The following is a 22,586-nucleotide window of genomic DNA, read 5'->3' as shown; positions in this document are numbered from 1 at the left end:
GCGCAATGGCAACGCTGGAGGAGCTGGAGAAGCGCATCGGGGCCCTGGAGGACATGAGGGCTATCGAGCGGTTGCAGGCGCGGTACTGGGACACCCTCGATGCGAAAGACTGGGACGGCCTGCGGGCTTGCCTCGTCGAGGACTTCGTGTTCGTCAACAACACGACGGGCGGGCGCTACGAAGGGCGCGAGGGGATGCTCGCCACGATGCAGGCCAAATTCACCGACGACGTCACCTCGAGCCATCAGGGGCACCATCATTGGATCGAGCTGACGGGCGAGGACACGGCCATCTCCCATTGGTCGCTGCAAGACGATCTGTACGATGCTCAGCGCGGCGGCGAGTTCGTGGGTCGCGCCCATTACGACAACGCGTACGCGAAGATCGACGGCCGATGGTATTTCACCGAGATGTCCCTGACGTACCTGCGCGGCGAGGCCAACATCAAGAAGCGCTCCGAAGACTGCGCGAACGCGTACCGGGTTTTCATGATGTGAGGGCGGGGCCGGCGCAAAGCCGGCCCGGCGAAGGGAGCGAGCAGTGATTGTTCGATGCGGATTGCTGAAGAAGAACGACGGTTTCACCCGGGAATCCTTCGCGCATCATTGGCTGCATATCCATGGGCCGATTGCCGCGGGGATGAAGAACCTGCGTATCTACAACCAGAACCTCGTGGTCGATAACGAGCATCGCCATCCGATCGGGGGAGGCGGCATCGATATCGACGGCTATTCCGAACTTCATTTCGACACGTACAGCGAGATGCTCGAAGGGGTCCGGTCGTTGGATGCTGAGACCGGCAACGCCCTTCTCGACGACGCCGAGATCCTCTTGCAGAAGCGCTTGTGCGACATCCTGGTGTTTTCCCGCAACGTGGTGCGCGAAGTCCCTCCTCACTTGAGGGGAAAGAGCCTCGTCCATCGCGTGTCGTTCCTGAGCAAGGCGGAGGGCGTGAGCGCTGCGGAGTTCCGGCGCGAGTGGTGCTATGCGCACGCCAAGCTGGTCGAGGCGGTTCCCGGTCACGCGGGCTATAACCAGAACCTCGTGATCGACCGTTTCGTCGACGGAGCGAGCGTCTCGAGCGAGCAGCTTCCCTGCGACGGCATGGCCGAGCTCTATTTCGAGGACAGGGACGCCTTCGAATGCTTCTACGGTTCCAAGGAGTTCCAGCGTTTGGCGGCTCACGGGTCCGAGTTCATCGGCTCCGTCGACACGTACCTCGTCGAGACGCATCCCGTGGTGGACGGATCGGCGCACGGAGGGTATTGCCTGTAGACTGCGTCATTCGATGCCCACCAGGTCGATGAGCTCCTGCTTGCTGTGCACTTCCAGCTTGCGGTAGAGCTGCTTGGAATGCCAGCGCACGGTGTCTTCCGATAGGTACAGCGTCTCGGCGATGTAGCGCTTCGTGCGGCCGCGGCACAGCAGGCGCATCACCTCCGTCTCGCGCTCGGACAGCTGGTAGCGCGCGGCGACGGCGGCGAAGCGCTCGTCGAGCGAGCAATCGTGCAGCGCGGCCTCGGCGGCCGGTGGGGTGCGGCGGATCACCGCCGTGATGCGCGAGAAGCTGTTGAGCAGCAGCAACAGCACGCACGTCATGACGAAGTAGAACGTGGTGATGGGCATCGAGGCGATGAACGACGACACGTCGGTGACGCTGAACAGCAGCAGCCCCACGGTGAGCGCCAGCTCGTACACGCCGCGCCCGATGCCGAACACCACCAGCGGATGCGCCTCGCAATCGCGCACGGTGCGGTACAGCATGAGGTACAGCAGGATGGTCACGAAGTTGCGCGCCGCCAGCGTCAGCGACGAGATGACCACGGTGGGTGAGTCGCCGAAGAAGATGCCCACGGTCACGCAGAACGCGCACGCCAGCAGTGCGCCGCGCAGGATGCGCTCCTTGCGCTCGTCGCTGCGCGGGATGGTGATCCACGCCAGCAGCAGCACCGGCAGCAGGATGCGGAACAGGTGGCCCACGTACAGCGACGTCGAGTCGTTCGACCACTCCGAGATGCCGTTGCGCAGCACCCCGAACACGAGACCGTAGATGACGATTTCCACGAAGAAGCCCATCGTGCCGGAAAAGGGCGGCTTCTCGGAGGCCGGGGCGGTCACGTCGTACGATTTCCGCAGCGCGAGCGGGCCCGGGTCCACGCGCTCGCAGCGGTTCGCCAGGAACAGCGAGCAGAACGGCAGCACGCACAGCACGGCCAGCATCGCCAGCGGCGAGAGTTGCGACAGCGGCACGAGCGCGAAGCGGATGCACGACGACAGCGAGAACGCCATGAGCGTGTAGCTGACGGCCAGCTCCGTGCGGAACCGGCAGTGCAGGCAGAACCAGCGCCCCAGGATCCACGCGGTGCCCGCGCCGCTGAGCAGGCCGCCCGCCACGATGGACGCGACGTTGGCGGAGCCCGGCACGAACAGCGCGAGCGGCACGAGCCCCATGGCGCACGTGGCCAGCAGCGATGCCGTGCACACGACGCGCGCGCTCGCCGCTGTCGGCTGTGGGCGCAGCGACACCGCGAGCGCCAACGCCACCAGCGTGCAGCCGAACCCCAAATGATGGAAGAAATAGAACTGCTCGCCCACGAGCAGCGGCGCGTACACCCAGGCGAAGATGAGGCTGAGCCCCAGCAGCGGCAGCGCCGCCGCCGACCCGAAAACCTGCGCGCGAATATTCGTCATATCGTCGGACCCCCTCCTGCGATACCGGCTTCCCCTGCCGCACCGCCATCATACCCAACGCATCCCCGTCGCACGGCCTGATTCGGGGGTGAAATCCAGAACCACACCTTTCGGGTAGAGCTCCCACCCAGTTCATGGAGTGATTTTGCCGATCGTCCCTGCAAGAATCGAAAGCGTTCCGAGGGCGACGGAGGCGAGGAGACGCCCCGCCTCGGATCACAAGGAAGGGTACGAGATAGGAGCGATACCATGAAAACCGATCTTTCCCGCAGGAGCTTTCTCAAAGGTGCCGGCCTCGCGATGGCCGGAGCGGCCGGCGTGGCCACCGTGGGGCTCGCGGGGTGCTCGAGCGCCTCGGCAAGCGAAGAATGGATGCCGTCGTCGTGGACCGACGAGGCCGATCTCGTCATCGTGGGCTACGGCGGATGCGGCTCCACCGCCGCCATCGCCGCGGCCGACGCGGGCGTGAGCGCCATCGTGCTGGAGAAGTCGGCCGAGCGCGACGGCGGATCGACGGGGTGCTCGGGCGGCCACATCCACACGTGCGCCGAGGTTGACGTCGACGAGTGGTGGAAGACGTTCAACCACGGCGCCTTCGGCACCGTGCGCAACGACGACGACATGAAGGAATTCCTGCAGAAGTCCCAGCAGCTGCCCGCGTGGTGCGAGCAGTACGGCATCAACATCGACTGGGTCGACGAGAGCAACGACGGCCACAAGCGCCCGAAGGAGTACCAGGGCGGCTACGTGTCCGGCCGCGACGGCATCGTGGGCATGTACCTGTTCGAGGAGCTCGACGAGGTGGCCGAGGGCTACGGCGTGGACGTGCGCCTCAGCAACCGCGCCACGCGCCTCATCCAGAACCCGCACACGAAGGAGGTCTGCGGCGTGGTGGCGCAGGGCCCCGACGGCGAAGAGCTCACGTACAAGGCGAACAAGGCCGTGCTGCTGTGCTGCGGCGGTTACGAGAACAACCCGTGGATCCAGTACAACTACAACAACCCCGGCGTGCGCGTGTACGGTTGGGGCACGCCGAACAACGAGGGCGACGGCTTCGCGCTGGCGCAGAGCGTGGGCGCCGACCTGTGGCACATGCACGGCCTCGAGTGGGCGGCGTTGTGCTTCAAGCAGCCCTCCGAGGAGGCGAACTGTTCCATCTCCACCGACGCCACGGACGGCATCAAGCCGTACAACTACCTCATCGTGGACTACAACGGCAAGCGCTTCATGAAGGAGGATCGCACCGGCGCCCACGACATGGAGCACATCACGGGCCTCGACTTCGACGCCAAGGCGTGCGACTACCGCCATCTGCCGTTCTTCCTGGTGTTCGACCAGGCGTTCTTCGACGAGAAGCCGCTGTGGGAAGGCTCCGGCCGTGCCGGGATCATCAACACGTACGCCGGCGTGTACAACTACCACCATCCCGAGGAGCCGTGGTTCGAGTTCGGCACGAACGACGACGCCGTGAGCAAGGGCTGGATCTTCAAGGGCGACACGCTGGAGGAGCTGGCGGCCAACATCAAGGCCGAGCGCCCCTGCCGTTCCGCCGACGAGGCCATCAACGGCATCGACGCGGAAGCGCTCAAGGCCACGGTGGCGCAGTACAACGAGTACGCGGCGGCGGGCGAAGACCCCGAGTTCGCGCGCGACGCCAAGCACATGCTCCCGCTGGGCGACGGTCCCTACTACGCCATCGAGCTGGGCTTCTCCAGCATCAACACGCAGGGCGGCCCCGTGCGCAACCAGAACTGCCAAACGATGTCGCCGGCCTACGAGCCCATCCCGCGCCTGTACAACTGCGGCGAGTTCGGCTCCTTCAACGGCTTCGTGTACTGTCTGGGCAACATCTTCGAAGCGCTGTCGTCGGGCATGATCGCCGCGCAGCACGCCATGACGCTTGAGCCGTGGGACGCAAAGTAGCCCGCTGATCTCGCATTACCCGAACTCCCTTGCCGGCGGCTCCCGCTCCCTCCCTCCCCGGGAGCCCGCTGGCAAGGCGAGCGATTTTGAAAGGATGCTCCGATGACTTTGACGAAGCTCTCATTGTTCCAGAAAACGTGCGCGCTGCTGTGCGCCGCGCTGCTGGCGGTTGCCCTCGCGGGCTGCGCGAGCGACCAGGGCGCCGGATCCACCGATGCCGCGGACGCACCGGGGGCCGCCGCGCAGGACCAGGCGGCTAGCGAGGCCGACAAGCCCGCGAAAACCGAGAAGCAGGACAAGGACGCCGAGGCGCTTGAGCAGGGTATGACCTGCAAGTACATATCCTCGTACTTCAAGACCTTCGGCGAGGCGCTCGAGCAGGCCAACCAGAACGGCGGCGGCACGGTCACGCTGCTGGCCGACGCGCCGCTGTCGGCCGACGGCACCGTGCCCAAGGTGGGCTTCCGCACCACCATCACGGTGAAGAGCGACGGCGACGCCCCGTTCTCCATCGTGCGCGGCGACGCGGACGCGGGCCCCATGCTCCAGATCACCGACGGGTTCGTGACGCTCAAGAACGTCGTGCTCGACGGCACGAGCGCGGCGGCGCTCGAGAGCCCCCTGGTGCTCGTGTCCGACCTGGGCCGCCTGACGCTCGACGAAGGCGCGGTGCTGACCGGCGGCAACGCGGCCAGCGGCGCCAGCGCCGTGCACGTGGTGGGCTCCGACGCGTACCTCACGCTGGAGGCGGGCAGCGAGATATCGCAGTGCACCGCTTCGGGCGACGCGGCGGCCATCGTCAGCGAAGGCGGCGTGGTGGCGAACAACGGCGCCACGTTCTCCGGCAATGCGGGCGGCAGCAACCCGAACTACCTCGAAACCGCGCCCGGCACGTTCGAGGGCACCGAGATCGCGGCCTAGCGACAACGGAAGAAGGAAGGACCCATGAAGAAACGAGTATGCACGGTCGCGGTGCTGGCGATGACCATCAGCCTCGTGGCGGGCGCGAGCGCGCTCGGTATGGCGGGCTGCGCGCCGCAGGAGTCTGCGGGCGATGCGGCGAAAGCCAACGCCAGCGAGCAGGCGGGCCTGTCGTTCACCTGGACGGCCGACGCCGAGTGCGCCACGTGCCACACGGCGGAGGGCGACTCGCTGACGAACGCCGCCTGCGAGATATCCGCGAGTCACGGCGACCTGGCCTGCGCATCCTGCCACACCGACACGTCGGGCTTGGAGAGCGCGCACGCCGAGGTGGACATGAACGACTACCAGGTGCCGAAGAAGCTCAAGAAAACCGACGTGTCGAAGGAGGCGTGCCTGTCGTGCCACGACCAGGCCGAGGTTGCCGCGGCAACCGCCGACCTCACGGTGCTCACCGACGACAACGGCCTGACGGTCAACCCGCACGAGCTTCCCGGCAACAGCGAGCACGACAAACTCGTCTGTTCCAAGTGCCACACCATGCACGAGGAGGCCACGCCGGACGAGAACGCCGCCGACGCCTGCGCAAGCTGCCATCACGCCGGCGTCTACGAATGCCACACCTGCCACAGCTAAAGCGTCCAGCATTCCGCAGCGCGCGAACCCGTTCACGCGCTGCGGTTGATTCAGCCGTGCGTCAAAGAGAAGAAGGGGCATCGTCGCGTCTGGGTCCCTGAGTTATGCACCCCATTGGCAGGCCGAATCGCGTTCGCGCAAGTGCTTCATGATTGGGAGTATGGCGTATCCCCAGGTCGCAAGTTGATCGCATAGCGTGAGAGGCGTGCAGGAGGGTGCATAACTCAGGGACCCGGCGTTTTTGGAGGGTTTTTGATGCCACGAGGGTGCATAACTCGGGAACCCTGTTCGTGCCAAAGGTGTTCGTGCCAAAGGGACGGGGGTGTTGGCACGCTTTCTTGGCACGCCGTCTTTGGCACGCCCCCCCCCTGGGCGTCAATGCGCCATCGAGGCCATTCGGACGTTTCACCTCATGAGGTACGCAAGTGGCGGTGGTATACTCTAGGGCTATGGAAGGGAACAAGGGGAAACATACGCTCGGCAAGGCCGACGTCGTGCCGTTGGCGGGCATGGCGCTGCTGTGGTTCTCGGTGCACGTGTCCCCGTACTACCCGTTCTCCCTGTCGCCCCAGTTCGACGGCGCCAACGTGGGCGCCGTCTCGGCCCAGCACATGGTGTACTCCATCATGCTCGTGCTGTTCCTGGCGATCGCCATCGCCCTGCGCGGGCGCATGGGGAAGCTGGATGCCCATCTGCCCGTCATCCGCGCCGTCGCGGGCGTCGCGGGCCTGGCGGGAAGCGTCATGCTGTTCTGCTCGCCGCTGTTCGGCACCTTCTCCGAAGCTGCGAGCGGCGTGGCTATCTCGCTGGTGGCGCTGTACGTGGCCGTGTTCTCGATCAGCTGGTTCGCGTTCGCCAGCGCGCAGGGCATCGAGCGCTCCGTGATGTACATCTGCCTGTCGTATTGCCTGTTCAGCCTGTTGTGGAGCCTGTTGCTGATCGTCGGGAACGGCGCCCTCGCCCTGTTCTCGTGCGCGTGCCCCGCGCTGTCGGCGATCTGCTTCGCCTTCGGCCCCCGCCGCGCCTACCGCGAGCCCGCATCCCACAGCTTCGCCTCGCTCAAGGTGCTGCCGTGGGGCGTCCTCGCGCTGTGCGCGGTGTTCATCTACTTCGGCGTGGTGGCGGTGCGGGCGTTCACCACCATGGGGACGGGCGTGTCGAGCGCCGGGAGCCTCGGCCTCATGCCGCAGCTGGTGACGGCGCTCGCCGGCCTTGCGGTGACGGGCTTTCTGGCCGGGCTGTTCGCGCGCAAGGGCATGACGTTCTCGAACGTGGTGACGGCCATCGCGGTCCTCACGCTGGTGTACATGGGCGCGCTGCTGATGGTGACGCTTGGCGATCCCGCGGGCGACGGGGTGCTGGTGTGCAAGCGCATCCTCGTGGCCGCCGAGCACGGCGTGGAGGTGCTGCTGGCGGCCACGCTGGCGTACGAGGGGGCGCGGCGCAGGTTGTCGGCGCCGCTGGTGTTCGGGCTGTTCGGCGTGTTCGTGCTGGCGGTGCCGCAGTTCATTGCGCTCGACGTGATGTACCGCAGCGGCGTGCTGGGCCTGCTGGCCGAGTTGCCGCTTGTGACGCCGGTCGCGGCCACGGGCGCGTTCGCCGCGGCGGCGGTGGGCATCGGCGTGCTCGTGTCGTTCTCGCGGCGCATGGCCACGCAGGCCGAGGCCCAGGGCGACAGCTGGCAGGAGAACCTGTGTCGCGAGGCTACGGGCGCGTTCGACGTCACGCAGCGCGAGCTGGACGTGGTGGTGTACACGTATCGCGGCTACTCGGCGAAGAAGATCGCCGAGGCGCTCATCGTGTCCGAGTCGACGGTGAAGGCGCACCTGTCGCACGTGTATCGCAAGCTGGGCATCCATTCCAAGCAGGAGCTCATCGCGCTGATCGACGGGTACCGCGTCCAATGACGGCGCGGCGATCAACGGTCGCCTGCAGGTCCAAACGTCCGACAACTCGCTTCCCATCAGGCCTTTGTACGTTTCGTACAACTCCGCTTTCCCTTTTTCAACCTCGTTTATACGTTTCGTAGGATGCGCGCAGGCCGCGTTCTGCCGGATGCTCGCGGTGCCGAGGCGCATGCGGCGCGGCCGGATCCGACGGTGCGCCCGCGCTTTCCTCGGCGGCAAACACGCCCCCGAGCGGGGTTTGGGAGGAAGCGAGAGGTCTATGAGCGAGAAGAGGATGGGGATCACCCCCGAAGGCATGTCGCGCCGCGCGTTCCTGCGCACCGGAGGCCTGGCCGCGGGCAGCCTGGGCATGATGGCGGCCCTCGGAGGCTGCGCGCCGCAGACGGCAGCCACCGCCAGCGGCAGCGAGGCGAACGCCGCGACCGGCGAGCCGCGCACCACGGTCGAGTTGCCCGTGCCGGAAGCGGCCGCGCCCGACACCACGACGTACGAGTGCGACGTGCTGGTCATCGGCGGCGGGTTCGCGGGGCTCAACGCGGCGATGGCGGCGAAGGAAGCGGGTGCCAACGTGGTGCTCGTCGACAAGGGCTGCCCGGGCTATTCGGGCCTGTCGCCCTGGCCGAGCTCGCATCGGTGGTTCGACCCCGACATGGGCGACGATGCCGACGCGTTCAAGAAAAGCATCATGATCGGCTCGGAATACGTGAGCAACCAAGACTGGTACCAGATGTGGATCGACCATTCCAAGGAGGCGTACGAGCGCCTGGCGGGATGGGGCCTCATGGATCGGTTCGACCGCTGCGTCGACACCGAGTATTGGGACGACCTGGACTTCCAGGGCTATCACGAGGCGTTCGCCGACAAGGATCGCCATGCGCGCTGGCTGCCGCTGCTCGAGCAGAACGGCATCGAGGTGGTCAGCTACACGATGGTGGTCGACGTGGCGCGCGACGGCGACCGGGTGACGGGTGCCGTGGGCTTCCACGTGCCCAGCGGCGCCGTGATGACCTTCCACGCGAAGTCCGTCGTCATGGCGATGGGCGGCGGGTGCTATAAACCCACCGGCTACCCGGTGGGCGGCGACACGTTCGATGGCGAGTACATCGCCTACAACCTGGGCCTTCCCATCGTAGGCAAGGAGTACGACGACTTCCACGTGACCGCGTCGTACGCGTCGGGCGACTCCTTCGTCACCAACTCGTGGGACTGGCTCGAGAACATCTGGCTGTGCGGCGGCGACATCACGGCCGATACGGCGGTCAGCTACGCGCAGACGAAAGAGAAGACCATGGTCATGGGCCGCGTGACCAACACCATCAACGGTCTCGCCGCCAACGACGGCACCAACATCGAAGACCAGGCGGCGGCCGACATCGGGCGACGCGGCGGCAGCCTGAGCGGCAAGGACGACGATATCCGCATCGGGAAGATGATGAGCCCCAAGCCGAAGGGCGACTGCTACGGCGCCGCGGTGGGCATGTGCTCCCACTTCTCGTCAGGCGTGTGGTGCGGCTTCGACGACCTCGAAGGCGCCACGGGCATCCCGGGCCTGTGGGTGGCCGGCGACGGCATCAACGGCTGCGCGGTGACGGGTTCCGCATACCCGGTGGGCGTGGGCTTCACCTCGAACTTCACGTCCATCCAGGGCGACATCGCAGGAAAGGCCGCCGCGGCGTACGCCGCCGGCGCCGTCGAGGCCAAGGTGCCGCAGGAGACGATCGACGCCGTGAAGGCGGAGGTGGAGGCGCCGCTGGCCATGGAGAAGGGCTTCAGCCCCGACTGGGCCCGCGACCAGCTGCACGCCATCATGGCGCCGTGGTGGGTGCTCATCTCGAAATCCGAGGAATCGCTGAACGCCGCGCTCGTGCAGGTGCAACAGATGCGCGACAAGGTGATCCCCAAGCTGCAGGCCACGAACCCGCATCAGCAGCGTTTGTGCCTGGAGATGAAGCACAAGGTGCTGTCCGCCGAGATGAAGCTGCGCGCCAGCTTGGAGCGCAAGGAGAGCCGCGGCACGAACTACCGCTCCGACTATCCCTACCGCGACGACGAGTCGTACCTGTGCTACATCGCCATCACGAAGGGCGACGACGGCTCGATGGCGCTGGACAAGATTCCCGTGAAAGACGAGTGGACCGGCGACCGTTCCGAGGACTACGCCACGCGCTACGGCGTGAGGTTCCCCGGCGAGGCCAAGGCGAAGGGCTTGCCCGAAGAAGAGTCGTCCGGCAGCTGGAAGAAATAAGGAGGGGGTTTGAGATGAGCGTCATTCGCTACGATTTGAACAACTGCATCGGGTGCAAGAACTGCGTCACCGTGTGCCCGATGGACGTGTTCCGCTTCGACGAGAACGAGATGAAGTCGGTGATCGCGTATCCCGAGAACTGTCAAAGCTGCGGCCAGTGCTTCGTCGGCTGCAAGGGGCGTTCGCTGGAGATATCGTTCGTCCAGGCGTCGTACGCCCTGGCCGCTGCCCGCGCCGCGGCATTCGACGCCGCCACGCCGGCGGCGGTGAAGGAGGCGACGCTGGCCCAGCCCGAGAAATCGGCGGAGGAAGCGGCTGCCGCCGCGGCCGAAGGCTCCGGCTCGGGAAGCTGGAGCGGCTCGAAGTAGATCGCTTGTTCGGAGGCTCCCGCCGGCGTGCTGCCGGCGGGAGCCTCGGGGAGGGAGGGAGGCGGATGCTGGTGCGAGGTGGTGCGGCGAGGTTACGCCTTGCCGCCGAGCACCTTGCCCACGGTGTAGCCCATGAGGCAGTTGCGGGTGTGGCTCAGGCAGTTCAGGTTGTGCGGGTACGTGTTGAAGAACATGCCGCCCGACGTGAGGCCGATGGCGAACAGGCCGTCGATGGGCTGGCGATCCTTGGTCAGCACGCGGCACTCGGTGTCCACCAGCAGGCCGCCCGCGGTGCACAGGCCGTCGGCGAACTCCTTCGTGGCGTAGTAGGGCGGCGTGTCGATGGTCATCATCATCTCGCCGGGGAAGTTGAAGTCCTCGTCCTTGCCGGCGGCAGCCATCTCGTTCCAGCGCTCGATGGTGGCCGTGAACTGGTCCTCGGGCACCTCCATGAGCTTCGCCAGCTCTTCCAGCGTGTCGGCCTTGAGGGCCTTCTCGCTCATGGCGGCCGCGGTCCACACTTCCTTCGGGCCGTAGCACGACGAGCTGGGCGTCCAGATCTTGTCGATCTTCTCGCCGATGGCGCTGTCCACCACGTAGAAGTCGTACGTGCCCGGCTGCGCCTGGATGGCCAGCGCCAAGTGGCCGTACGGCTCGTACTCGGGTGTGAAGCGCTTGCCCAGCTTGTTCACGCGCAGATACGGCATGAGCTGCTCGGGGTCCAGCATGATGGCGTGCGGGAACTCGTCCTCGGCAGCGCCCACCGCCAGGCCCATCTGATGGCCGTCGCCCGTGTTGCCGAACGCGCCCGTCAGCCAGCTGCCCGGCACGCCGCGCGGGCGGCAGCGCTCCTTGAGCATCTGCTGGTTGAACTCGTAGCCGCCGGTTGCCAGCACCACGCCCTTCGCGCAGTTGTACTGCTCAAAGCCCTGGTCGCTCTGCACGATGACGCCCGTCACCTTGCCCGAGTCGTCGGTGACCAGCTGGCAGGCGGGGCAGCTGTAGCGGATCTCCACGCCGGCCTGCTCGAGGATGCCGGCGAGGATACCGGCCAGCTCGCCGGCGGGGTAGGGCAGGTTGAGCGACGTGTTCCACGAGCGCGACAGCGACGTGGGATCCCATTCGTCGCGGAAGTCGGGGAAGTCGCCCGCGGCGAACGTCAGCGGGTAGTCGTCGAGGTTCTGGTTGTCGAAGTGGCTGATGTACCAGTCCACGGCTTCGCCGTTCGACTCCAGCCAGTGGCGGTACAGCTCCATGTCGCCTTGGAAGGCGCAATCCACCATGGCGTCGCTGATCCAGGCGTCGGTGTCGTAGGTCATGCCCCAGTGCTCGTGCAGCTTGGAGTTCGTGCCGCCGATGGTGGCGGAGTTGTAGTTGCCGGTGGTCTGCTTCTCCACGGCCACCGTCTTGAGGCCCTGCTCGGCGCAGGCCAGCGCCGCCGCGTCGCCGGCGGGGCCGAGGCCGCACACCACCACGTCCACGTCGTGCGTGGCCACGATGTCGCTTGCGGCGATGGGCTCGGCCACGAAGGCGATTTTGCCCTCGCCGGCGGCGCCCACCTCCACCTCTTCCACCACGGGCCACACGGCCTGGGCGGGGTCGGTGGTCTGCATGGCGCCCACCGGAGCGCTGCCGGACGACGAGGCGCCGGATGCGGTTGCCGCGTTCGCGGCATCGCCTGCGGTGCTCTGCGGCGCGCAGCCGGCGAGCCCCGCGAAGGCGGCGAGGCCGGCCGTGGCAGCCGCTCCCGTCAGAAACGAGCGGCGGCTGAGGCGGTTGATCGTGTTCTTGTCAGGCTGGTTCATGAGATCCTCCCTTGTTCGCTTGAAGCCGCGGCGGCGGCCGACGTGCTCGGCCTCGTGCCCCTTCGTGCCCCTCGGCGCGGCTTCCTTGCATCGCAGCATGGCAAACGGCGGGTCGAACCGCATCTGACGAAACGGTAGATTTTTGCGTTTTCCCAGGTGAGCGTCATTCGTTGTCGCGGCATGACGAGCGCGCATGCGGTAGGATACCCGTAAGCGACCTGATGGGCATGCGCGAGGTTGGGGAGGGGACGCATGATGCGCGCGAACAACGTGAGGGTGGTTTTAGGCTCGGCGCTGCTGTGGGCGTGGGGGTTTCTCTGCTTTCTCAGCCCGGCGCTGTTTCCCGAGCGCGGCGGCCTCGATGCGAGCATCGGCTTGGAGTACGGGTTCTTCGCGTCGCAGGCCTCGGTGCTGGTATGCGCCGGCATCGTGGTGCTCGCGTCGCGCTGGCGGCGCTTCATCGTGAAGCGCGGGGCGTTCTTCGTCGCGGCGCTGCTGGTTGCGCTGACCACGCTCGTGCTGGCGTGGGCGGTGCGCGCGAATGCGCTGGCCGTGATCGTGGCCTGCGGGGCGATTGACGGCGGTGCCGTCATGCTGCTGGGCGTGGCGTGGGGCGCCCGCTACTCGCTGGGCTCTCGGCGCATGCGCTCGCTCGTGGTGCTGTCGTTCCTGGTGGCGTACCTGTTGTACCTTGTGGTGGCGCAGATTCCCGGTCCGGCGAGCATCGCGCTCGTCTGCGCGCTGCCCCTGGCGTCCTGGGCCCTGTGGCGCAGCGACGCGGCCATGCGCCACGAGCTGTCGTCGGAGGTGTTCCCCTCGCGCGCGGCGGCCGGGGAGGCCGCGACGCCCGGCGAGTTGATGGCCGGCTCGTGGGAGGCGCGCGTGCTTCCGTGGCGCGCCGTCAGCGTGCTGATCGCGGCCACGTTCATCGGCAACCTCATGGCGTCGGTGCTGATGGGGCGCTCGTATGCGGGCGTGGACAGCCTGTTCTTCGGCGGCATCGTGGTGTGCGCGAGCATCGCGACCATGGTGCTCGTGCCTCTGACCGCGCGCCGCGCGTCGTTTTCGGTCGACGGCGTGTACCGCATCACCGTCACGTTCACGGCGGTGGGGCTCGTGGCCATCATGGTGTTCGGGACGGCGGCCGTGCCCGTGGGCGGAGCGCTCGTGCAGGGCAGCGCGTTCTTCCTCCAGGCGCTCGTGTTCCTCGTCATCACGCAGAGCACGCAGGAGCTGGGGTTGTCGCCGCTGCTGTCGTTCAGCGTGGGGCAGGGGCTCATCTCGGGCGTGGTGTTCGCCGGCAACGTGGTGGGAAAGCAGGTGTACGCCCTGTTCGGCTCCGGCGATTTCGTGCTGGACGTGATGTGCGGCCTGGGGCTGCTGGCGCTGTTCTTCATGCTGGTGCGCCGCGCGGGCGAAGCGGAATCGGCGAGCGAGCGCTCCTCGGCCGACTCGCCGGCGCCCGTCGAGCCCTCGGGCGACCCGGGCGAGCCCGTGGCCGCCGACCCGGAGTCCGTCGTGCTCGAGCGCGCGGCGCGCTTCGCGCAGAGCCACGGCCTGACGAAGCGCGAGGCCGAGGTGCTGGGCTACCTGGCGCGCGGCCGGACGCTTCCCTACATCGCCGACGCCCTGTTCGTGACCACCGGCACGGTGAAGACCCACACCACCCACATCTACCGCAAGCTCGACGTGAACTCCCGCCAAGAGCTCCTCGACCACCTGGACGCGTTCGGGTAGGGGAGGGCCCTTGCGGGCTGCGGCGCTTCCCTCTATACTGTAGTACGTGTACTACATACTAAGGAGGTGCCATGGAGTCGGTTATGACCGTGCGGTTGAACGGCGATATGAAGGATCGGGCCACCGCGATCATGCGGCGCGAAGGCTACACTCCGTCTTCGGCCGTCAGGCGCCTGTTCGAATACACCGTGAAGCACGACGGCCTTCCGTTCGAGAAAAGCGAGAAGCCCGACAAGGACGAGCTGCGCCGTCGCATCGAGGCGTTCGATCGGGTGCATACGAAGCGTCCCCTGACGATGTCCGACGAAGAGCTACGGGACGCGCGTTTGAAGGATCGCTATGGACTTGATGCTTGATACCAACATCATCCTCGATCATATCGGCCGGCGCGGACCGTTTTACGAGCTGTCTCGCCGCGTGTGCCTGCTGGGCGTGGTGCAGGAAGCGTCCACCTACATCAGCGTGAACATGCTGACCGATATCTACTACCTGTTGCGCAAAGACTACGGCAGCGACGCCGCCCAGGAGATGATCGAGCAAAACCTGTCGTTCCTCCAGGTCGTAGGGGTATCGCCGGAGGATGCAAAACGTGCTCTCGGCTTGCGCTGGGCGGATTTCGAGGATTGCCTCGTCGCCCAGTGCGCGGCGAAAATCAAGGCGGACTACATCGTCACGCGCAACGTCAAGGACTTCAAAGCCTCGCCCGTCGAAGCGATCACCCCCGAAGAGCTGTTCGCCCGCTTCCGCGAGCAAGGCTTCGACTACGAGGAAGTTGACTGGTAGCGGAAGCTTTCCACCCTCGAAAACTGCTCGAAACATTTCGCCGTTAGTTTGATTACAGCAAGTTGATCACGTGGTTTGCCCGGCGGCCGTGCTATCGTATGCGGATGGCCCCACCGCAGGCGCAGCGGACGGGCGCACCGCCTTGAAAGCAACGAGTAAGGAGCGCATCCTCATGGCGAAGGTTTCGGATATTTACGGCTCGATGGTGTTCAACGAGCACACGATGCAGGAGCGTCTGCCCTCCGCAACGTACAAGAGCCTGCTCAAAACCATCAAGGAAGGCGAACCGCTCGAAATCGAGGTGGCGAACGTCGTGGCGCATGCCATGAAGGAATGGGCCATCGAGAAGGGCGCCACGCACTTCACGCACTGGTTCCAGCCTCTGAGCGGCATCACGTCCGAGAAGCACGACAGCTTCCTCGATCCGGTCAGCGACGGCCGTGCCATCATGAGCTTCTCCGGAAAAGAGCTGATCCAGGGCGAACCCGATGCTTCCAGCTTCCCCTCCGGCGGCCTGCGCGCCACGTTCGAGGCCCGCGGCTACACGGCGTGGGACCCCACCAGCTACGCGTTCATCAAGGACGAGGTGCTGTGCATCCCCACCGCCTTCTGCTCCTACACCGGCGAAGCGCTCGACAAGAAGACGCCGCTCTTGCGCTCCATGAGCGCCATCGACGAGCAGGCCAACCGCGTGTTGGCGCTGTTCGGCGAGGCGTACGAGCGCGTGGTGCCCACGGTGGGCTCCGAACAGGAGTACTTCCTCATCTCCGAGAAGGACTACGCGAGGCGCCAGGACCTCATCATGACGGGCCGCACGCTGTTCGGCTACGCTCCCTGCAAGGGCCAGGAGCTGGAGGAGCACTACTTCGGCGCCATCCGCCCCTCGGTCAACGAGTTCATGAAGGAGCTCGACGACGAGCTGTGGGCGCTCGGCGTGTCGGCGCGCACGAAGCACAACGAGGTTGCCCCGGCGCAGCACGAGTTGGCGCCCATCTTCACGAACGCGAACCGCGCCATCGACGAGAACCTCCTCACCATGGAGAAGATGCGCCTGCTGGCGTCGCACTACGGCCTCGTGTGCCTGCAGCACGAGAAGCCGTTCGAGGGCATCAACGGCTCGGGCAAGCACAACAACTGGTCGCTGTCGAAGGGCAGGACGAACCTGCTGGAGCCCGGCGAGAGCCCCATGGACAACCTGCGCTTCCTCGTGTTCCTCACGGGCGTCATCCAGGCGGTGGACGACTACCAGGAGCTGCTGCGCATGTCGGTGGCCTCCGCGGGCAACGACCATCGCCTCGGCGCCGACGAGGCGCCGCCGGCCATCATCTCCATCTTCCTGGGCGACGAGCTCGATGCCATCGTGGACGCGCTCATCGACGATCACGAGTACACGAACGCCGAGAAGGTGGCCATGGACCTGGGCGTGGCCGTGCTGCCGAACTTCCTCAAGGACAACACCGACCGCAACCGCACCTCGCCGTTCGCGTTCACCGGCAACAAGTTCGAGTTCCGCATGCCGGGCTCGGCGGTGAACCTGTCCGATGCGAACATGATCCTGAACACGGCCATGGCGAAGAGCCTCAAGGACTTCGCCGACGCGATGGAGGGCAAGGCCGGCGAGGATTTCGAAGCCGCGGCCATCGCCTACATCCGCGACACGCTGTCGGCGCATCAGCGCATCATCTTCAACGGCAACGGCTACTCCGACGAGTGGACGCAGGAGGCTGCCCGCCGCGGCCTGGCGAACAAGGCCACCACGGCCGAGGCCCTGCCGTGCTTCGTGGAGCCCAAGAGCATCGCGCTGTTCGAGGAGTTCGGCGTGCTTTCCGAGACCGAGGTGCGCAGCCGCTACGAGGTGAAGCTGGAGAAGTACACGAAGCTGCTGAACATCGAGGCGCGCACGATGAAGCGCATGGTGCGCCGCGCGTACCTGCCCGCCATCAACGCCTACGCCGCCGAGGTGGCCGGCAACATCAACGCCATCCGCTCCGCGGCCGCCGGCGCCGACACCGATCAGCAGGAGGCGCTGCTGCACAAGCTGCTGTCGGGCATCAAGGAGATCGACGTGCAGCTGCGCGCGCTCGACGAGGCCCATCACGCGGCGCTCGCCATCGAGTGCCAGCAGGAACGCGCGAACAAGTACGCGGACGAGATCCTGCCCATCATGGACAAGCTGCGCGTCGCCGTGGACGAGATGGAGATCATCGTGGACCGCGACCGCTGGCCCGTCCCCACGTACAACGACATGCTGTTCTACGTGTAAGCTCTGCCCGACGCCGCGCCCATCTCTTTGGTGGGCGCGGCGCGCGTCAGTTGGAGAACGATCGACCTTCTTCCACCTGCGATTGCATCTCCCGCGCGTCCTCCAGCTCTTGCGTGCCCTGGTTCAGCAGCACCACGCCGCCCACGACGAGCGCGATGCCCACGCACGTGATCCAGTTGAAGGGGTCGCCCCAGGCGATGATGCCGATGGCGGCCGTCAGCACCGTGCCCACGCCGCCCCAGATGCCGTACACGAGGCCCAGCGGCAAATGCTTCAGCGTGAACGTGAGCAGGGTGAACGACACGAGGTAGCCCATGAGGGTCAGCACCGTGAACAGCGGAACGGTGAACCCAACCGAGAGCTTCATCATCGTGGTGCCGAACACCTCGAGGACGATGGACACGCTCAACAGCGCATACGGATGAATGCGACCCATGATTACACTCCCATCTTCAAAACGACCACGCCGGCGATGATGGCCACGAGGCCCACGGCCTTTTTCGCGTTGAAGCCCTCGTGCCAGAACGCGGTGCCCACCACGGCGGTCAGCGCGATGCCGAGGCCGGTCCATACCGCGTAGGCGAAACCGAGCGGCAGCTGTTCCAGCGTTTGCGCGATCAGGTAAAACGCGACGATGTATCCGACGACGATGCCGATGATGGGCAGCTTCCGCGTGAAACCGTTCGACAGCTTCATCATGGAGTCGGCGAACACCTCGAAGATGACGGCGATGCCGAGCAGCACGTAGGGTGACATGATTCCTCCTGTTCGCTTGACCCTGATTGATCAAGTTCTGATATCCTAAAGTATCCCCTAAGGGACGAGTCAATCGCCATGTGCAGAATGTGGAGGAGCGCCATGAGAAACGACCTGCTGTCCATCGGCGAGGTTGCCCACCTCAAGGGCGTGGGCGTGAAGGCGCTGCGCTACTACGAGCGCATCGGCATCCTGCGCCCCGCGTACGTGAACCCCGACACCGGCTACCGCTACTACGCGCTGCGCCAGATGAACGAGCTCGACGTGATCGTGTCGTGCGTGCAGCTGGGCGTGCCGCTCAAAGAGCTGGCCGACTACGTGTCCGAGCGCGGCGTGATGGATATATCGTCCCTGTTGGAGCGCGCGCACGCCCTGGCGAAGGAGAAGCTGCGCGCCACGCAGGCCATACTCATGGAGTTGGACGGCTACCGCTCGGAGATCGCCGTGCAGGATGCCCTGCGCACGTCGGCGGCCCCGTACGAGCGCGCGCTGGGGGAGCGCACGTTTCTGGCGATGCCCTGGGCGCGCCCCGCGTTCGATGCGAAGCGCTACACGAAGGCGATGTCCGAGCTGTACGGCGAAACGAAGCGCGCCGGCATCGCGCCGCTGTTCCTGCAGGGCATGATCTGCCTGCCGGGCGGAGATGCGGGCGAGGGCGCGGGCGAGAGCGCTGCGGTGGGGGCGGGGCCGTCCTGGTACGTCGCGCTCGAAGTGCGGGCGCTGCCGGGGGAGCGGCTGGTCGCGCCGCCGCAGAAGCGCGGCATGTGCCTGCTCGATCTGCCCGGCGGCACGTTTCGCGGCCGGCGCGTCGAGCGCGAAACGTTCGAGCTGTGCTATCGCGAGGTCTTCGAGGAAGCGCAGGCCGCGTCCGGCACCGACGTCCCTGAAACCCTGCTGGCGTTCGAAGTCTGGGACGCCGAGCTCCGCACCGACCGCACCATCGTCGAAGTCCTGAGGGGATAGATCCTACCCCTCGTCGTAGGCGGGTTCGGCTTCGCCCTCGGCGCTGGGGGACGCGGGGCGCGTTGCGTCGACGTCTTTGATGCCCTTGAGCGGGATGCGGGAGCGCAGGAGCGCCACCCAGCCGACGAGGGCGACGGCCATCGAGCCCACGATGATCGCGCCGACGCCCACCACGTAGTTCGGCCACGGCAGCACGGCCACCAGCATCCCCAAGCACCCGATGGCGGTGTGCGTGAAGTTGATGAGCGACGATGCGGCGCCGGTGTCGCCCTCCTGCTGCGACAGCAGGATGTTCGTGCTGTAGGGGCGAACGGCGGCTTCCGTCAGCGCGAATACGAGGAACGCGACGCAGAACAGCGTCGGGCCCAGCTCGCCCACGGCCAGCATGGCCGCGCCGGATGCCAGCGCAACTCCCAGCAGGATGCTCGTGAAGCGGCGCGCCGACATGAAGCGCGAAGCCGCCAGCCAGATGAACGGGCCCGCCGCCGTCAGCAGCGCGGCGAACGCGAAGTACATGCTGTACTCCAGCTCGGTCAGCCCGAAGAAGGTGATGTATACGTACGACCCCACGGCGATGTACGCCATGAACGGCAGGTTGTACAGCCCGACGATGCCGAGGAACGCCGAGAACCCCTTGTTGCGCGCCACCACGCCCAGCTGCCTCACGCTGCCCAGCACGGTGCCCTCGTAACGCTTCTCGGCAGGCAGCGTCTCGTCGAACAGCAGGGCCAGCGCGGCGCAGAGCAGCCCGATGCCCGCAAGCACCCAGAACGTCATGCGCCAGTCGGCGACTTGCAGGATGAGCGCGCCCGCCACCGGCGCCAGCACGGGCCCTACCACGAACATCACCTGCACCACGGACAGCAGCGCCTCGCGCCGCTCGGGAACGACGGCGTCCTTCACCACCGCCGTGGACACCGCGCTCACCGCTCCGGCGCCGAGGGCTTGCAGAATGCGCATGGCTATGAGCATGACGATGTCCGCCGACAGCGCACACAACGCACTGGCCAGCGCATACGTGAAGATGCCGGCAAGCAGCACGGGCTTGCGGCCGTAGCGGTCGCTCGTAGGGCCGAACGCCAGCAGGCCCACGGCGAAGAACAGGAAGTACCCCACGAGCGTGAGGTTCACCATGCTCTCCGACGTGTTGAAATGCTCGGTCATGTGCGGGACGGCCGGCGTGTACATGTCCAGCGACAGGGGAGTGACGAGCGACGTGATGACCAGCAGTACGATAAGACCCAGCGGTCCCAACCGCCGTTGCGGTTGCGCCAGCCACGAGTGTAGTGCCATGTGCGAGATCTCCTTGCGAAGCAAATGCGTTCAGGTTGAGCTTCCAGTATAGAAGACTTCGCGCGCGCCGTCAGGTGGACAAGGTGGGCAGCGTGAGGGTGAACGTCGTGCCGTGGGTTTCGTCGCTGGCTGCGGCGAGGGTGCCGCCGTGCTCCTCGGCGATGGCGTGCGCGATGGCCAGCCCCAGGCCGTAGCCGCTGTCGTCGCGCGTGCGCGCCTTGTCGGCGCGGTAGAAGCGGTCGAATACGTGGGGGAGGTCCTCGGGCGCGATGGCGAAGCCGGTGTTGTGCACCGACAGCTCGATGCGGCGCACGCTTTGGCGCAGCACGACGCGTACGCTGCCGCCGTCGTCGGCGTACTTGCACGCGTTGTCCAGCAGCGTGCCCACCAGCTTGCGCAGCCGCATCGCGTTGCCGCGCACCGGCACGCTCTCGTCGAGGCTCGATTGCAGGTCGACGGAGCGCTCGAACGCCACGGACTCGAACTGCAGCAGCTCGCCTTCCACGAGGTCGGTGAGGTCGAGCCGATCCATCGCCGGCTTCGCAGCGCCCTCGTCAACCTGCGCGAGCAGCAGCAGGTCGCCCACGAGGCCCTGCATCTGCTCCGCTTCGTGCTGGGTGCTCTCGATCCACTGGCTTTGGCTGGCGATGCTGCGCTCGGGGTGTTCCAGCAGGATGGACGTGTTCGCGAGGATCACGGTGAGGGGCGTTTTCAGATCGTGCGACGCGTCGGCCACGAACTGGCGCTGCTGATGCCACGCGCGGTCGACGGGGCGCAGCGCCCACCGCGAGAAGAACATGCTGACCACGAAGAACGCCGCCAACGCCGCCACGCCCACGCCCGCCAGCGTGAGGGCCAGGGTCTGCCAGCCGCTGGCGGCGCTCATGTCCACGAACGCGAGGTACGTGGTGCCTCCCACGACGCGCTTCTCGTAGAACAGCCCCAGGCCGTCTAGGTTGCCGGTGCCGTCGGGTTGGTCGGCCAGCGCTTCTGCGGCCTGCGTCCGCACGTCGTCGGCGATGGAGGCCGTCGTGCGCGTGGGGACGGCGGTCAGCGCGCCGTCGTCGCCCACCGAGAACACGGCCACGGGGATGGTGGGGTCCGATCCGCCGCGCTTGCCGCCGATCTCGGGCGGCGTGGAGCCTTCGCGGTCGGCGTCGGCCGGGGCCTGCTCGCCGCCGCTGCCAGGCTGGCCGCCGTCGAGCGGGCCGGCGGACGCGTCGCCCACGTGGGCGACGGCGCTGTCGAGCGTCTCGTGCACGCGCGCGACGCTCTGCTGGTAGTTGATGACGCAGATGGCGGTGAACACCACGGCCAGCACCACGGCCACGGTGGCCATGTTGAGCGCGATGAACTTGATGCGCAGCTGCTTCAGCATGAGGCGCCCGTGCTTTCCGAGGAGCCGGGAGCTTTGACGGCGGCGTCCTCGCCCGCGTCGGTCTCGCCGTCTTCGCTCGCGTCGGCGGCGTCCGCGACGAAGCGGTAGCCCGCGCGCCGCAGCGTCTCGATGCGCGCCGTGGACCCGAGGAACTTCATCTTCTTGCGCAGGAACGACACGTACGCCTCCACGTTGTTGTCCTCGGCGCTCGATTCCACGCCCCACACCTTCGCGATGAGCATGTCCTTCGACACCACCTGCCCGGCATTCGCCATGAGCACCTTCGCCAGGGAGAACTCCTTGTAGCTGAGGTGGATGGACTTCCCGCCGCAGGACAGGTCGTAGCTTTCCAGGTTCAGCACGAGGTCGCCGGCGGCCAGCTTCTCGAACAGCACCTCGCCCTGGCGGCGCGTGAGCGCGCGCAGGTGGGCCAGCAGCTCGGCGGGTGCGAAGGGCTTAGTCATGTAGTCGTCGGCGCCGCTGTCGAGGCCGGTGATCTTGTCGGGCACGGCGTCGCGCGCGGTGAGCAGCAGCACCGGCACGCTGATGTTCTTGCGGCGCAGCTGGGCCACCACGGCGAACCCGTCCATCTTCGGCAGCATCACGTCGAGGATGATCACGTCGTAGGTGCCGCATTCCGCGTAAGCGAGGCCGGAGGCGCCGTCGTGGACGACGTCCGTCTGGTAGCCGTTCTCGGCCAGTATGTGCGCGAGCGCCTGCGCCAGGCGCACGTCGTCTTCAACGATGAGGACCTGCATGCCGACCTGCTTTCCTTCGAGTGCCTCGCTCTCCATTGTAGCGGCAACCCTGAAAAGCGTCTGAAAGAAACGCGTCGAATCCCCTCCGGGGGAGGCGATCCCCTCTGGGGGTTTGACGTTCCTGTGCGGTTGCCTGCGGGCGGCGGGCCTTTCAGGGAA

20 protein-coding genes are annotated in these 22,586 nt (G+C 66.5%); 13 read left to right on the top strand and 7 right to left on the bottom strand.

Going from position 1 to position 22,586, the window contains the following annotated elements; genetic code table 11:
- Nucleotides 1-5: 5 nt before the first annotated feature.
- Both H8S61_RS06265 and H8S61_RS06260 read left to right on the top strand, forming a co-directional pair.
- Nucleotides 6-497: a nuclear transport factor 2 family protein gene (locus H8S61_RS06265; RefSeq protein ID WP_186938357.1), complete on the top strand. Its 492-nt coding sequence runs from the start codon at nt 6-8 to the stop codon at nt 495-497.
- A 43-nt stretch (nt 498-540) separates the two neighbouring features.
- Nucleotides 541-1,275, top strand: coding sequence for an EthD domain-containing protein (locus tag H8S61_RS06260; protein ID WP_186938356.1), 735 nt, complete (start codon nt 541-543; stop codon nt 1,273-1,275).
- A 6-nt stretch (nt 1,276-1,281) separates the two neighbouring features.
- On the opposite strand, the gene H8S61_RS06255 is transcribed toward H8S61_RS06260, so the two are convergent.
- The gene (locus H8S61_RS06255; protein WP_186938355.1) at nt 1,282-2,691 is read right to left on the bottom strand and encodes a response regulator transcription factor; all 1,410 of its coding nucleotides are present in this window, start codon (nt 2,689-2,691) and stop codon (nt 1,282-1,284) included.
- Nucleotides 2,692-2,940: 249 nt separating this feature from the next.
- Here H8S61_RS06255 and H8S61_RS06250 point away from each other — a divergent pair, with 249 nt between their 5' ends.
- The 6 genes from H8S61_RS06250 to H8S61_RS06225 all read left to right on the top strand — a co-directional run bounded on the left by H8S61_RS06250 (nt 2,941) and on the right by H8S61_RS06225 (nt 10,691).
- Nucleotides 2,941-4,614 carry an FAD-dependent oxidoreductase gene (locus H8S61_RS06250; protein ID WP_186938354.1) on the top strand — a complete coding sequence of 558 codons (1,674 nt, stop codon included), beginning with the start codon at nt 2,941-2,943 and terminating at the stop codon, nt 4,612-4,614.
- Between the two features lie 102 nt (nt 4,615-4,716).
- Complete coding sequence (locus H8S61_RS06245) at nt 4,717-5,535, top strand: hypothetical protein (RefSeq protein WP_186938353.1); 819 nt, start codon at nt 4,717-4,719, stop codon at nt 5,533-5,535.
- A gap of 24 nt (nt 5,536-5,559) precedes the next feature.
- Nucleotides 5,560-6,171 carry a cytochrome c3 family protein gene (locus H8S61_RS06240; RefSeq protein WP_186938352.1) on the top strand — a complete coding sequence of 204 codons (612 nt, stop codon included), beginning with the start codon at nt 5,560-5,562 and terminating at the stop codon, nt 6,169-6,171.
- Between the two features lie 449 nt (nt 6,172-6,620).
- Nucleotides 6,621-8,078 (top strand): helix-turn-helix transcriptional regulator, encoded by a 1,458-nt coding sequence (locus tag H8S61_RS06235; protein ID WP_186938351.1) that lies wholly within the window; start codon nt 6,621-6,623, stop codon nt 8,076-8,078.
- 259 nt (nt 8,079-8,337) lie between these two features.
- Nucleotides 8,338-10,323, top strand: coding sequence for an FAD-dependent oxidoreductase (locus tag H8S61_RS06230; protein ID WP_186938350.1), 1,986 nt, complete (start codon nt 8,338-8,340; stop codon nt 10,321-10,323).
- A 14-nt stretch (nt 10,324-10,337) separates the two neighbouring features.
- The gene (locus H8S61_RS06225) at nt 10,338-10,691 is read left to right on the top strand and encodes a 4Fe-4S dicluster domain-containing protein (RefSeq protein ID WP_160941982.1); all 354 of its coding nucleotides are present in this window, start codon (nt 10,338-10,340) and stop codon (nt 10,689-10,691) included.
- 92 nt (nt 10,692-10,783) lie between these two features.
- Here the strand turns inward: H8S61_RS06225 and H8S61_RS06220 are convergent, their stop codons facing one another.
- A complete protein-coding gene (locus H8S61_RS06220; RefSeq protein WP_186938349.1) occupies nt 10,784-12,496 on the bottom strand; it encodes an FAD-dependent oxidoreductase in 1,713 nt (570 codons plus the stop codon).
- Nucleotides 12,497-12,748: 252 nt separating this feature from the next.
- On the opposite strand from H8S61_RS06220, the gene H8S61_RS06215 reads away from it, so the two are divergent.
- The 4 genes from H8S61_RS06215 (at nt 12,749) to H8S61_RS06200 (ending at nt 17,279) form a co-directional block, all read left to right on the top strand.
- Entirely contained in the window at nt 12,749-14,233 is a 1,485-nt protein-coding gene (locus H8S61_RS06215; RefSeq protein WP_186938348.1) for a helix-turn-helix transcriptional regulator, read from the top strand.
- An 83-nt stretch (nt 14,234-14,316) separates the two neighbouring features.
- Nucleotides 14,317-14,589, top strand: a complete 273-nt coding sequence (locus H8S61_RS06210; RefSeq protein ID WP_255466493.1) for a type II toxin-antitoxin system RelB/DinJ family antitoxin — start codon at nt 14,317-14,319, stop codon at nt 14,587-14,589.
- Complete coding sequence (locus tag H8S61_RS06205) at nt 14,573-15,016, top strand: type II toxin-antitoxin system VapC family toxin (RefSeq protein WP_186938346.1); 444 nt, start codon at nt 14,573-14,575, stop codon at nt 15,014-15,016. The genes H8S61_RS06210 and H8S61_RS06205 overlap by 17 nt, the downstream gene beginning before the upstream one ends.
- 172 nt (nt 15,017-15,188) lie before the next feature.
- A complete protein-coding gene (locus tag H8S61_RS06200; protein ID WP_160941976.1) occupies nt 15,189-17,279 on the top strand; it encodes a glutamine synthetase III family protein in 2,091 nt (696 codons plus the stop codon).
- Between the two features lie 46 nt (nt 17,280-17,325).
- On the opposite strand, the gene H8S61_RS06195 is transcribed toward H8S61_RS06200, so the two are convergent.
- Together H8S61_RS06195 and H8S61_RS06190 are read right to left on the bottom strand one after the other, a co-directional pair.
- Nucleotides 17,326-17,715, bottom strand: a complete 390-nt coding sequence (locus H8S61_RS06195) for a DMT family transporter (RefSeq protein ID WP_160941975.1) — start codon at nt 17,713-17,715, stop codon at nt 17,326-17,328.
- Nucleotides 17,716-17,717: 2 nt separating this feature from the next.
- Entirely contained in the window at nt 17,718-18,035 is a 318-nt protein-coding gene (locus tag H8S61_RS06190) for a DMT family transporter (RefSeq protein ID WP_154333448.1), read from the bottom strand.
- A 102-nt stretch (nt 18,036-18,137) separates the two neighbouring features.
- Between H8S61_RS06190 and H8S61_RS06185 the strand changes: the two genes are divergently transcribed.
- Entirely contained in the window at nt 18,138-18,998 is an 861-nt protein-coding gene (locus H8S61_RS06185; protein ID WP_186938345.1) for a MerR family transcriptional regulator, read from the top strand.
- Nucleotides 18,999-19,001: 3 nt separating this feature from the next.
- Here the strand turns inward: H8S61_RS06185 and H8S61_RS06180 are convergent, their stop codons facing one another.
- The 3 genes from H8S61_RS06180 to H8S61_RS06170 form a co-directional block, all read right to left on the bottom strand.
- Nucleotides 19,002-20,291, bottom strand: coding sequence for an MFS transporter (locus H8S61_RS06180; protein WP_255466492.1), 1,290 nt, complete (start codon nt 20,289-20,291; stop codon nt 19,002-19,004).
- Nucleotides 20,292-20,361: 70 nt separating this feature from the next.
- Nucleotides 20,362-21,669, bottom strand: a complete 1,308-nt coding sequence (locus H8S61_RS06175) for a sensor histidine kinase (RefSeq protein WP_160941972.1) — start codon at nt 21,667-21,669, stop codon at nt 20,362-20,364.
- Nucleotides 21,663-22,427: a response regulator transcription factor gene (locus H8S61_RS06170; protein ID WP_244977641.1), complete on the bottom strand. Its 765-nt coding sequence runs from the start codon at nt 22,425-22,427 to the stop codon at nt 21,663-21,665. Before H8S61_RS06170 ends, H8S61_RS06175 begins: the two co-directional genes overlap by 7 nt.
- Nucleotides 22,428-22,586 lie beyond the last annotated feature (159 nt).

Source organism: Eggerthella hominis (genome assembly GCF_014287365.1).
GTDB lineage: Bacteria > Actinomycetota > Coriobacteriia > Coriobacteriales > Eggerthellaceae > Eggerthella > Eggerthella guodeyinii.
Note: the sequence above shows the minus strand (reverse complement) of the source record. Positions and strands in the feature narration are given on the sequence as shown.

Excerpts from the sequence above, each read along its gene's own strand:
- H8S61_RS06190 (WP_154333448.1), bottom strand. The coding sequence starts at position 18,035 with ATGTCACCCTACGTGCTGCTCGGCATCGCCGTCATCTTCGAGGTGTTC.
- H8S61_RS06215 (WP_186938348.1), top strand. The coding sequence starts at position 12,749 with ATGATGCGCGCGAACAACGTGAGGGTGGTTTTAGGCTCGGCGCTGCTG.
- H8S61_RS06200 (WP_160941976.1), top strand. The coding sequence starts at position 15,189 with ATGGCGAAGGTTTCGGATATTTACGGCTCGATGGTGTTCAACGAGCAC.
- H8S61_RS06220 (WP_186938349.1), bottom strand. The coding sequence starts at position 12,496 with ATGAACCAGCCTGACAAGAACACGATCAACCGCCTCAGCCGCCGCTCG.
- H8S61_RS06230 (WP_186938350.1), top strand. The coding sequence starts at position 8,338 with ATGAGCGAGAAGAGGATGGGGATCACCCCCGAAGGCATGTCGCGCCGC.
- H8S61_RS06265 (WP_186938357.1), top strand. The coding sequence starts at position 6 with ATGGCAACGCTGGAGGAGCTGGAGAAGCGCATCGGGGCCCTGGAGGAC.
- H8S61_RS06205 (WP_186938346.1), top strand. The coding sequence starts at position 14,573 with ATGGACTTGATGCTTGATACCAACATCATCCTCGATCATATCGGCCGG.
- H8S61_RS06170 (WP_244977641.1), bottom strand. The coding sequence starts at position 22,427 with ATGCAGGTCCTCATCGTTGAAGACGACGTGCGCCTGGCGCAGGCGCTC.
- H8S61_RS06195 (WP_160941975.1), bottom strand. The coding sequence starts at position 17,715 with ATGGGTCGCATTCATCCGTATGCGCTGTTGAGCGTGTCCATCGTCCTC.
- H8S61_RS06245 (WP_186938353.1), top strand. The coding sequence starts at position 4,717 with ATGACTTTGACGAAGCTCTCATTGTTCCAGAAAACGTGCGCGCTGCTG.
- H8S61_RS06235 (WP_186938351.1), top strand. The coding sequence starts at position 6,621 with ATGGAAGGGAACAAGGGGAAACATACGCTCGGCAAGGCCGACGTCGTG.
- H8S61_RS06255 (WP_186938355.1), bottom strand. The coding sequence starts at position 2,691 with ATGACGAATATTCGCGCGCAGGTTTTCGGGTCGGCGGCGGCGCTGCCG.
- H8S61_RS06175 (WP_160941972.1), bottom strand. The coding sequence starts at position 21,669 with ATGCTGAAGCAGCTGCGCATCAAGTTCATCGCGCTCAACATGGCCACC.
- H8S61_RS06185 (WP_186938345.1), top strand. The coding sequence starts at position 18,138 with ATGAGAAACGACCTGCTGTCCATCGGCGAGGTTGCCCACCTCAAGGGC.
- H8S61_RS06225 (WP_160941982.1), top strand. The coding sequence starts at position 10,338 with ATGAGCGTCATTCGCTACGATTTGAACAACTGCATCGGGTGCAAGAAC.
- H8S61_RS06240 (WP_186938352.1), top strand. The coding sequence starts at position 5,560 with ATGAAGAAACGAGTATGCACGGTCGCGGTGCTGGCGATGACCATCAGC.
- H8S61_RS06210 (WP_255466493.1), top strand. The coding sequence starts at position 14,317 with ATGACCGTGCGGTTGAACGGCGATATGAAGGATCGGGCCACCGCGATC.
- H8S61_RS06180 (WP_255466492.1), bottom strand. The coding sequence starts at position 20,291 with ATGGCACTACACTCGTGGCTGGCGCAACCGCAACGGCGGTTGGGACCG.
- H8S61_RS06250 (WP_186938354.1), top strand. The coding sequence starts at position 2,941 with ATGAAAACCGATCTTTCCCGCAGGAGCTTTCTCAAAGGTGCCGGCCTC.